The organism is Areca yellow leaf disease phytoplasma (assembly GCF_041920595.1).
The window spans coordinates 598,063-608,290 of the sequence record NZ_CP169277.1; the positions used below are offsets into that span (position 1 = coordinate 598,063).

The 10,228-nt window shown below is 30.2% G+C and carries 3 protein-coding genes and 5 pseudogenes; all 8 read right to left on the reverse strand.

The window, feature by feature from the left end; all coding sequences use genetic code 11:
• Nucleotides 1-1,495: 1,495 nt before the first annotated feature.
• On the reverse strand, nt 1,496-1,825 hold the full coding sequence (locus ACEW7V_RS03375; protein ID WP_374695790.1) for an MATE family efflux transporter: 330 nt from the start codon (nt 1,823-1,825) through the stop codon (nt 1,496-1,498).
• A gap of 436 nt (nt 1,826-2,261) precedes the next feature.
• Complete coding sequence (mraW, locus tag ACEW7V_RS03380; RefSeq protein ID WP_374695442.1) at nt 2,262-2,420, reverse strand: 16S rRNA (cytosine(1402)-N(4))-methyltransferase; 159 nt, start codon at nt 2,418-2,420, stop codon at nt 2,262-2,264.
• A gap of 67 nt (nt 2,421-2,487) precedes the next feature.
• A pseudogene (gene mraW, locus ACEW7V_RS03385) lies at nt 2,488-3,081 on the reverse strand (16S rRNA (cytosine(1402)-N(4))-methyltransferase).
• A gap of 858 nt (nt 3,082-3,939) precedes the next feature.
• Entirely contained in the window at nt 3,940-4,125 is a 186-nt protein-coding gene (locus tag ACEW7V_RS03390) for a hypothetical protein (protein WP_374695443.1), read from the reverse strand.
• Nucleotides 4,126-4,275: 150 nt separating this feature from the next.
• Nucleotides 4,276-6,755, reverse strand: a pseudogene (gene leuS, locus ACEW7V_RS03395) (leucine--tRNA ligase).
• 99 nt (nt 6,756-6,854) lie between these two features.
• Nucleotides 6,855-7,093 (reverse strand): annotated as a pseudogene (acpP, locus tag ACEW7V_RS03400) (acyl carrier protein).
• A 419-nt stretch (nt 7,094-7,512) separates the two neighbouring features.
• Nucleotides 7,513-7,632 (reverse strand): annotated as a pseudogene (locus ACEW7V_RS03405) (peptidase M28); the annotation flags it as partial.
• A 40-nt stretch (nt 7,633-7,672) separates the two neighbouring features.
• Nucleotides 7,673-8,273: pseudogene (locus tag ACEW7V_RS03410) on the reverse strand (hypothetical protein).
• Nucleotides 8,274-10,228: the final 1,955 nt, after the last annotated feature.

A 10,228-nucleotide genomic window follows, 5' to 3' on the forward strand; every position in this document is an offset into this window, starting at 1 on the left:
CACATGCATTGCCGGTGATAGGTTACGTTCTGTTCCTTTACAGTTGCCGATGGTGAAATTGCGATAAAATTTGTACTGATGTGGCAATGGATGGCAGATGTTTTACGCAAAATGATTTATCAAAATTATCTATACTACCAAGTAGTTAACAACTATGCAAATGTTTGCAAAATATTATTTTGAGCAGGTAGTAGTTTCGTATTCTGAATTCGTAATCTTTTTGAGATATGAATTTCATTTTTTGGGCAGTTACGTTATGAAGGGCCATACTTTAGTTATTTTCACGGATAAGATTTTGTGTTCAAAATGCAAATTAAAAGAGATAAAAGAAAATACAAAAATTTTTTAACAAATAATTATTTTATAATCTTCATTATAAAAGATAAAGTACAAGATAAAAAAACTACCCTTTATATGCTTTATTTCATGATATTAAAGATTTTGCAACATAATTTTAAAAAGCAATTAAAGCATTTATTTATATAATTGTACTTTATTACAATACTATCAATATAAAAGGTTATAATATATAAAAATATTTGATCTATTCGTATCGTTTTATCATGTTTTAATTTTGCATAAAAAGTTGCAAAAAATTAATAATATGTGATAAAACAATAAAATTACTAAGAAAAATACTCAAACCTACTCCCCATTACACCTTGATTTAAAAGTGTTTGGAAAAAGAACAATAAAAAAGACAAGGAATTAAAGTTCTTAAAAAATTCAGATAAAACTGGAAGGTCCTATGCGTTTAAAAATTCAATAAAAATTAAATATAATAATAGCACCACAAGATAAATTCATGTTAGTAGTTTCAAAAAATAATAATGTACGGAAAGCATCTTGTTCCAAACTACAGAGATCTTTTCCCAAGGACTATCCCAATGAAATAATGGCAAAATTAACATAATAAAAATATTAATCAAAGAACCTATTAAAGCAAAACACACATACAAAAAATAATTTTTTTGAATGCTTCAAAGACTCTATTAAGATTGTTATGACCTAAATTTTGAGATATAATAGCATTTTGGGAATCAGAAAAAGAGTTAAGTGCATTATAAAAGACATTATTAATAGTTACTGCTAAGGCTAAATTAGCTCCAATTTGGGAACTACTAATTCCTTGAGGATCACCGTACCATTCTTTAACAATGATACTTACAATTAATTTGCCAACACTATAAATACTAATACTGGCACAAACAGGAATAGCTAATTTAGAAATTTTTTCAAAAATTCTTTATCAAAACTGATTTTGGATAAAATAATACGGAAGGATTTTGCTGTCAAAAAATAAAAACCACAAAGCAAATAAAGTAACAATTCCGTTAGAAATCAAAGTAGCCAAAGCCAAAGAAACCATGGAAGGAATTCCAATAATGAAAAGGACAAAGAAAAAATAATTTTAGCAAAAATGATTTAAAATATTTAAAAAAAGAGCAATTTTGTTATTATGCCTTTGGCACGCTCCAAGCTTAAAAAACTGTATTTATGATGATACAAACAAGCATGACAATATAATAAGATTATAATATTTAATACCTTCATTGTTTTCAATTGCATTTTGACTAATTTTTAAAATATTAGTTGCAATGAAACTTTTAAAAACAAAAATGCATAAAAAGACCAAAATAAAGCCAGTTAAAATGGAAAGAACAAACGTTTTTGCCAAATAAAGGTGCATTTTATTAATATTATTTTGTCCATAAGCACGCCCTACTAAAATAACTCCTCCTGTGGCAATAGAAATACCAAAAGGAACAAGAATACCTTTAAATATATGTACGCGACTTACAAAGGTAAGTTGATTATCTGAAATTTGATTTCTTTTTAAATAAAAAGATCAATAGCATCTGATGCATTTTGAAAAATCCAATAAATAATGATAGGAAAGGTAAAATAAAAAATTACTTTCCATAAGTTTCCTTCTAATAAAATTTTCTATTTCTTTTTTTCATTAATTAAAATTTGTGTTGTTGCTTTTGTTTTAACCACAAAAAACCTCCATCTAATGTTTTGGTTGGATCAAACAACTTGAAAATATGTGTAAATAAAGCTATAACACATATTATATTTTATCAAAATTAGAGGGGTTTTGGGAGGCAAAAGGTGATATTTAGAGGAGGCGCGCTAACTATTTCATTTATTTAGATAACTAACCATTTTTGACAGCTACCCTCAGTTTAGCAGAAATACTACGCGAATTATTTTGCATTTCTTCCTCACTTGGCAAAAAGTTTTTTTAGTCATAATACTTAAAGGAGTTTGGGGCATAATTGTAATAGGCAATTTTTTAGGCAAAACAAAAGTACTATGTTTTTTAAAAAATGTTTAACAATGCGGTCTTCTAACGAATGAAAACTAATAACTACTATCCTGGCATTGGGTTTTAACAAATCAAGACTTTGTTCCAAGGACTTGTTTTAAAGATTCTAATTCTTGGTTAACTTGATACGCAATGCTTGAAATATTTTTTTAGCACTATGTCCTTTTTAGCGATTGCAAAAATCGATCAGTGACAACAACCAAATCATAAGATGTGCCTGAAAAAGGTCTTTGTTTTAATAATTTCTGAGGCAACCAAAGCAGCATTTTTAACTTCACCATAAATCTTAAAAATATTTTTAATTGTGCAAAGGAGTAATTATTTAAAATATATTGTGCAGTAATTGTTTGATTAATATTCATTCTCATATCTAAAGGAGTGTTGTACAAATAACTAAATCCTCTTTGGGGATTGTCAATTTGACAAGAAGATAGGCCTAAATCAAATAAAATACCATCTAATTGAAAAACATTTCGTTGTGCTAATTGGGTTTTTAAATGCGAAAAGTTGCTATGAATTATTTCAATTGGCAAATGTGGGGACAAGATTTTTTAGCGTTTGTGCAAAGGCTTTTACATCTTTGGTCAAAAGAATATAAAAACCCTTGTTGCCAAAAGATTTGCAATTTCTATAGTATGCCCACATTGTCCTAAAGTGGCATCTACATAAATACCTTCGGGCTTTATCTTTAAAAAATCTATGGCTTCTTGTTTGAGAGAACTGAAATATATGGTTAAAATGTGTTTTATTCATGGATTTTACCTCGCTTGCAAAGTTAAAAAATGTGATTAAAAATAATAATAAATGGTGGAAAAATAAAAGGAAGGTGAGATAATTACGAGGTATAAAAAAATAGTTAAATTACACAATATTATTTGTAATTTAACTTATTTTATCAATTATTGAAATGGTACCTAAATATTAATTACTTAAAGACAAATTTAACTTTATCATTAATAATTTCTTTCCAAGAAAGCTACCAACTACTTTATTACACACAAGTTCAGGCAATTCTTTTTTTTTTGAGTTTCTATCACAAACAGTTTTGCTTGCAATATGAACTAATTTGTATTTGGAATTAATTTGATCCAACAATTTATCAATCGAAGGATAGATCAAACCTTCCCTTATTGTATTTTTTTTATTTGGTTTACTATTGTTCTGCATAACCATTATCCTCAATATTTTTAAATAATTACGAATGCTGCGTTTCGTTTTGGCATGTTCTGCTCTAATAATTGCAATAATACGGTCAGCAGCATTGTATCATCATTTACTACAATATAATCGTATTTGTGAGCTAAGTGAAACTCGTTATTGGCTTTGGCAATTCGTTTTGCAATATTTGCTTCTTGTTCAGATGCCGCGTTTTTTTAAACGATCGTAGAGAGCTTTTTTTTTCAGGCGGAACCAAAAAATAAAACTGTGTTTGACATACGCTTTTTTCTGTCAGAGTGGCTCCTTCCAACTTCAATTTCTAAAAACACTTCTTTTTCTCTTGTTTTAAAAATCTTGAATTTGCTTTTTAGGAGTTCCTAATAATGATCAATAAATTTAGCCCATTCTAAAAACAATTATTTTCAATCCCTTTTTCAAATTCTTCTTTTTTAGTTAGAAAATGGTAATGCTTTACCATCTTTTTCACCTGGTCGCGGCGTTTTCTGGTAGCTAGCAGAAACAGAATACACAAAATTGTGATTAGTCATTTCAAACAAAGCTTTTCTCACAGTGGCTTTGCCAACTCCTGAAGGTCCTGAAAGAACTATTAAAAGTCCTTTTTTATTTAATTTCATGTTAACTTACCTTTTATTAAATTTTGTGAAAGTGCTTAATAATATTAGTTTTGCTTAAATAATTTTAAAAATTGAAGATTAAAATTAAAGAAGTGGTTTTGATTAAAATACACAATTACCACCAAAAATTAATATTGATGTTAATATTGATTAATTAACAATAATATTTAATAATTTATTGGGAATATAAATCATATTTTTGAATATGTTTTTATGGCATATACAAACTTATTAACTTTTGCATCTTGCAAAAGCTATAGTTTTAATTTGTTCTGAAGACAAATCACAAGGAAGTTTCAAAACAGCTCTTAATTTGCTATTTACTTGCACAATAATTTTTACTTGCAGTTGTTCTAAATGAGTTTTATCATGCAAAGGCCAAGTTAAAAAAGCAACTAGTTGGTTTAGTTATTTTCAAAATAGTTTGATTAATTTCTTCTGTCAAGTGAGGAGCAATCGGATTTAATAGTTGCAAAAAGGTCTGTGCTTGTTTTTTTGCTATTTTTGATGTTTATAAGCTTGATTGACAAAAAATCATTAATTGACTAATAACTTTATTGAATTTCAATTTTTATAATCTTAAGGTTGTTTGAAAAATGGTTTGATGATAAATGAGTGTTTAGAGAGGTTTCAAAATCATTTGGCATTGCAAAAAGAAAACATTTGATAAACTCTATTTAAAAACGTTGTATTCCTTTGAAACCTTTTTCACAAATTTATATCTTCTAACGGACATAAGCAGATATAAATTCGCAATTTAATATCAGCACCGTAGCGTGCAAGCATTAAAGAAGAACTTACGCCGTTGCCTTTGGATTTAGACATTTTAGTGTGATCATTTCCCAAAATAATACCTTGATTAACTAATTTTTGAAAGGTTTAATACAACTTTTTGGGATTGAATCGTATAAAAACTTATGCCAAAAACGTGCATAAAGTAAATGACCAACAGCGTGTTCTGTTCCTCCAATGTATAAGTCTACTGGCAAATAATAGTCAGTAGTTCTTTTGCTTTGAGTAGTATTTAATGGGATTAGACCTAAATAATTTTTTCAAAATATGGCCAATATAGTACCATAGAACTACCTGCAAGTTGTGGCATAGTGTTAGGAATCTCTGCGATATTTTTTGCCATCTTTTTCAAAATATAGCCAAAAATGGGCTTTGGAAGAGGTGATTAACGCCTGTGCCTGATGGTTTGATTTGTTCCAAAAGGAAGTTCTATGAATAATTTAGTATCAGTATAAATTTTATTGTTGGTGTCATCATAATAAATGGGGAAGGGTTCTGCCCAATATCGTTGGCGCGAAAAGACCCAATCACGCAATTTATAAGTATAATGAGAGTACCCGTGATTATTTTTTCTAAAAATTGCAGGACATGTGTTTAGTTTTGGCTTGTTCGTTATTAAGACCATTTAAAAAATCACTATTGATGTGGATGCCTTCTCCTGTATAAGCTTCAGTTAAGGGAGGGTTGGGTTGGTTGGCGGTAGGATTTTCCAAATCAGAAGACGGGGGAGTTATAACTTGAATCATTTTTAGACCATGTTTTTGAGCAAACTCAAAATCTCTTTGATCATGGACAAGGAACAGATATTAAAGCACACTGTGCCATAATGAGGAAGGACATAATCAGCAATCCAGATAGGAATTTTGGTGTTATTGCAAGGATTAATTGCAAAACTACCCGTAAAAACACCTGTTTTGTCTTTATTGATGTCTCTTTCTAAGTCTTTTTTGTTTGGTTAATTCCAAATAATTGTTAACTGCTTGTTGGTATTCGGGTTTGGTGAGTTGTAAGACTAATTTCGTGTTCGGGCGCTATTACTAAAAAGTTACACCAAAAAGAGTATCAGGGCGAGTGGTGAAAGTTTTTAAAGTTATTTTTTGGTCAGAAACTGGAAAAAGAGACGATTGCACTTTGATTTTTGCCAATCAATTAGCTTTGCATTTTCTTTCACATTTAAAGGCCAATTAACTAAATTAAGGTCGTCTAAAAGTCTGTCTGCATATTGAGTTATTTTTAAAACCCATTGTTTCATCTTTTTTTTAACAACTGGATGATTGCCTCTTTCAGAAAACATCCCTTTTTCATTAGAAATTACTTCTTCATTAGGCAAGCACTGTTCCTAAATTAGGGCAAAAATTTACTTCTGTATTTTTGAGAACTGCTAGTCTCCTTTTTCGTAAAGTTTTTAAAAATCCATTGAGTCCAGGCATAAAAATAAGGATCTGAGGTGGCAAGTTCTCTATCCTTAATCAACACTTTTACCAATACTTTGGAATTTGTTTTTTAAAAATTATTGATGTTTTCATAAGTAAAAGTGCGGGGGGGTTGCCTGTTTGCAAAGCATATTGTTCGGCAGGCAGCCCAAATGAATCCCAACCAAAAGGATGCAAAACATTAAAACCTTGCATGCGTTTGAACCTACTCATAATATCGCTTGCAGTATAACCTTCAATATGGCTCTGCTATGAAGTCCTTCAGAAGAAGGATAAGGAAACATATCAAGACAATAAAATTTCTTTTGTGAAAAGTTATCTTGAGTTTTGAACATCTTATTTTGTTGCCAATAAAGTTGCCATTTATGTTCTTATTTGTTTAAAATCATAAATTAATTTTACCATACCTGAAAGCCTTCTTATATTTGTTTTAACTTTTATAATGTGTTATAATGTGGTAATAAATTTAAATTAATTGTGAAAATGATTGAAAAAGAAAATGAGTTAGCTTCTAAGGGGTGTTTTGGTGATGTAAAAAACGATATCTTGAACGGTTTTAAAATTTTGTAAAGTTGCATCACTTAATGTTGATTTGAAATGTTTTTTCTACTTCCATAACTAGTTCTAAAGCGTCTAGCGAATCAAGTCCTAAATCTTCTTGCATTAAACGAGTGTCTAAAGTAATTGTAGCTGTCTAAAGATAATTGGGTGGCAATTAAAGTTTTAATTTTTTCAAAAACCATTTTTTATTTCTCCTTCAAAAAAGCAATAATTGCTTAATAATATTATACTAAAAAAATCTTTTTTTAATTGTGGCATTTGCCACAAATAAAAAAAGTAAATTATTTGCTTGTGGTTTGGTGTGTAAGTTTGCAAAATAAAGGTGGTCTGAAATGAAGTTATTTTTGATTGTAAGTTATGTAAAAAGTTGCCTATTTGCCAAGAAACAAACTAAAATATTTTATTCAAATAATTTAGTTTGCCAATTAGAGAAATTATTTAATTTTTGGAAGTGTTTTTTATTGAAATAAAAATTTTCGTTAACTTTTTTTTTTTCGTCTAATTGATTTACTAACAAAGTTAAAAGTTTAACAAAGTGTTGTTGATGTACTTTGTTTAGAACCAAGCAGAAGTGTGGGAATGAATGTAGCGTACAGGAACGCTAAAAAGATAAGGAAGCGGCTCCTTCTGGCAAAGTAATTAAATGCATAGTTGCAGCATCAGTTCTACCACCACTGCCACTATTTTTGTACAGGATATTGCTTTGGGCAGCGATTTTAAGGACAAAATTACGTAATCCTTTGTGAGCGACTAAGCCCCCATCATAAACTAAAACTTGAGGATCTTTTTCCTAGAGTGTGCCCTTCTTTTTCGCCCCCTGGAACATCATTTCCAATACCAGTATCAACAGCAACAGCAATTTGAGGGTGTACTAGAGCACTGGTTCTGAGCTCCGCGCGTAGTCCTACTTCTTCTTGGGTAGTAAAAACACCAAAAAAATTGATTGGTAGTAGGATTGACATTTTGTAAAACTTGCATCACAATTGCAACTCCCACGCGATTATCTAAGGCTTTTGCAAGGAGATAATCAGAATTGCCAAGTGTGATGAATTCTATATAAGGAGTTACCATATCACCAACGCGAACGCCTAATTTTTTGCTGTTTCTTCTTGTTGGCAACTCCAATATCTAAACACATAGAAGAAGTGTTGATAACTTGATTGCGCTCTTGAAAAGACATTTACATGCGGAGTGTTTGCAACCAGCAACTGTTTTAAGAACACCTTTATTCCAGGAATTTTGGCAAACTTGAGCAAGCATCACTTGAGAAAACCAAACCACCAAGAGTTTGGAATTTGATAAAACCTTTCTGGAGAATTGCTTAACTATTAAGCCTATTTCATCCAAATGTCCTGCAAACATAATGCGAGGTCCTGTTTTTTCCTTTATAAAGCAATCACAGAGCCTAAATTATCATATCTGATGGAGCTCCTTACTTGGTTTTTGATTTTGTTAACTACATAATTATAGCAACTGCTTTTTCTTTTGACCTGAATACCATTTAACATTGTTAAATCTTTTAATAAAGAAACTAAATCACTCATTTTCATTCTCCTTTTGGGTGCGTGTAAACTAGCGGTTTGGAATTGTTTAATTCTGTAAAAATATCAAAGAAGATAAATACACACAATACCACGTAAAGATAAAAACAGCAAATGATTCCGTATTATCTTTCCAGGATTTTCCAAATAAATTGCTACCTAATCCGAAACAACCAAATCCAAACATTACAAAATATAAAATAGAAAAATGAAAAGTTTTGTTTCTTGCAAAATAATTAATATTTAAATTGATGAAGCTGGAAGAAATGTGTCGCACCAACACAATATAAAAACAATAGTTAAAGTTAAGAAGTTTGCCAACTAAAGGGTTTTGGTTTTCACGAAATCATCAATATTTAACAAGCCCTAAATCTATTGGCAACAAGTGGTAACAATGACAAAAACCAAAATACAAAGCTACAAGGCAGAGATGACCGAGCAAAGTTTGGATAAAGTTTCTTTGTATTTTTTAAAAACTACTAAATAAATAAATAGAGATAAAAGGACACCTAAGAAAATAATCCTAGTTGAAATTTCAGACTTCCAAGTTGGAAAGTTTGTCAAAAACAACATCCAGCTACCAAAAGGAAAAAGCTGCTGGCCAATAAAGAGTAAAATCTTCTAAACGTTTTTGTTTCATTTGATTCATTATATTATATAACTCCTATTTTATTTTTTCTTAATTATTGTAAAATGAAAAAATTAAAAAATAATTATTCATAAAAAACATACAAATCAAGTTTAAAATTAAAAAATGAAAAATCATGAAAATACGTATTTTGAAATGTAAAATTATTTTTTTAGCAAGAGTTTTTTAAAGCTGTAACAATTTCGGCTTTTTTTAAGTTTATGAAAATTAGGAACTTTGTGTTCTTTAGCTAATTTTTTAACTCAGAAGCAACATTTTAGATAAAGCAAGAAGGTTTTTTTTGCTTTTAACTTTGTAGTTTGTGGTTTTGAGTTTCAAAGCATCATCGGATTTTTCCTCAGAAAGTTCAGTAGATAAAACTTTTTCAGGAAAATCCGATGATATAAAACAAACAAGTTAAGCAAACCTTCTTGCTATCCTAAAATGTTGCTTCTTGAAATTAAAATTAGCCTAAATTTACAAAGTCCCAATTTTCATAAACAAAAGTAGTATTACGGCACAAAGGCTTCTTAACTAAAATAATTTAAAATTTCAAGTATACATATATTTTCATGATTTTCATTTTTAATTTTAAACGGTACAATATATATGAACAATTATTTTAATTTTCATTTTAATAATTAGAAGAATGAAATAGCATTGGAATCAAGCTTGAATTTGAGGTTATCTTGTTCTTGATATTCGCTGCAATGCATGACCAACAATACTGCGATGAATGCAAACCACGTGCGGCTAAATTTTGTGGATTCTGCAATGGAACGAAGCATCACCATACAGTAGCATGACAAATCATATGACCTAACATAGACGTAGACATTAAGATATATAATACTTAAGTGATACCAACAGTCATCAGTAAATGACATGTTATAAACAACCTATCAGCAGAATGAGACATTGGGCAGATGAAGTGGGAGAACGTACCCCTTCATCAGCTCCGCAACCTTCATCACGGCCTAACCCAAATCATCCTCATGAACTCCCTGGGAATGTTGCCTGTCGATTTTTTGCTTGAGATGTCGGCCTGCTGCCTAGCACCACCTGTGCATGCCCGGCCACCTTTCTTGCCGGAGACTGATGGGATGACGCCTGACCTCGGTTTTAAGGTTCTGTTCACATATGCAGCA

Coding starts and splice junctions, on each gene's coding strand:
- ACEW7V_RS03390 (WP_374695443.1), bottom strand. CDS start 4,125: ATGAAATTAAATAAAAAAGGACTTTTAATAGTTCTTTCAGGACCTTCA.